1 protein-coding gene is annotated in these 1,498 nt (G+C 78.0%); it reads right to left on the reverse strand.

Features of this window, described 5'->3' with window-relative positions:
- Positions 1-1,456, reverse strand: a 1,456-nt coding sequence (locus ACOV8S_RS29510; protein ID WP_448321542.1) for a hypothetical protein, incomplete at its 3' end; no start/stop codon positions are given.
- Positions 1,457-1,498: the final 42 nt, after the last annotated feature.

The following is a 1,498-nucleotide window of genomic DNA, read 5'->3' on the forward strand; positions in this document are numbered from 1 at the left end:
TCTCGTCGTAGGGGTCCGGCGTCGTCGGGACCTGCATCCGCAGCACCGGTCCGGCGCCGAGGCGGGCGTACCCCCGCCCGGGCGGGACCAGCGCGGGGGGAGTGGTCCGGGGTGCCGCACCCAGCACGGCCGCCAGCTGGGCCACCGACGCGGGACCCAGTACGACCCGCGCCCGGGTGTGCTGGCGGACCGCCTCGCTCAGCGCCTCCGCGCTCTCCAGGTGCTCGGCGACCACCACCGTGACGTTGGCCGCCCGCCCGTGCCGCAGCGGCACCTGGAGCAGCGCCTGCGGATCGGACCCGCCCTCCGCCGCCGCCAGGTGACCCAGCGCGGCGGGGCGGTCGACCACGATCCACAGCGGCCGCCGGGAGTCCTCCGGCACGGGGAGCCCGGACTGCCGGGCCCGGTTGGCGGCGATCAGCCGGCGCTCCGTCTCCCGCGTGGCCCACTCCAGCGAGGCGCGGGCGCCCGCGGGGGAGCACTCCACGGCGACCACGCCGTTGCGCCCGGTGAGGCAGGCGTACTCGCCGGCGGCCCCGCCGTCCACGATCAGCACGTCGCCGTGGCGCAGCGCCTGCAGGGCGACGCACCGCAGCAGCGTCGACGTGCCGCTGCCGGGGGAGCCGAGCGCCAGCAGGTGCGGCTCGGTGGAGCGGGCCCCGGTGCGCCACACCACCGGCGGCACGTCGCGGCCCTCCTCGCCCTCGCCCAGCGGGAGCGTGCGGGAGACCTCGGTCGGGTCGGTGAAGCCGAGGACCGTCTCGCCCGGCGCGGTGACGAACGCCTGCGCCGTGAGGTCCGCGGGCAGCGGCGGCAGCACCTCCAAGGTGAGCCGGTTCGCCTCCTCGTCCCAGACGAACCGGTACTCGCGCCCGCGCCCGGCCTTGGCGTGCAGCAGTTGCTCGACCCGGGCGCGCGCCTCGGGCTCGCCGTCGGTGAAGTAGGCGGGATAACGCAGCACCAGCCGGGAGACCCGGCCGGTGTCGTCGAACTCGTGGGCCTCGAAGGGGCCCTGCCACTCCCCGCCGTGCGCGTAGAGGGGCGCGGGATCCTCGGCGGTGGAGAAGTAGGGGACCAGCGCCTCGTACAGCGACGTCAGGCGCCGGGCCTGGTCCTCGTCCGGGGTGCCCGGGGGCCTGCGGCCCGCGCCGTCGCGGCCCTTCCACGCGGCCGCCGCCATGGTCGCGGCGGCGGCCAGCACCGGGCCGTAGGGCGTCAGCACGACCACCAGCAGGACCGACGCCACCAGGAACAGCAGGGGACCGCGCCGGTCCTTCGGCACGGCCGCCCACCGTCGGCGGGCCGCCGCGGCCAGCCGGCCCAGCCCGCGGGCCACCGTGATCAGCGGATGGAGCACGTCGGTGGCCCCGGCGCCCGCCGTCCGGGCCAGCTCCCGGCCGCGGGCGACGCGTGCGCCGCTGTTGGTCAGGATGCGGGGGAGGGGGCGCCGGGCCACTGAGATCTCCTGGTTCCGTGCCGACCGCGGTGGGTCGCGGGG

It is taken from the genome of Streptomyces sp. CO7 (genome assembly GCF_053474865.1).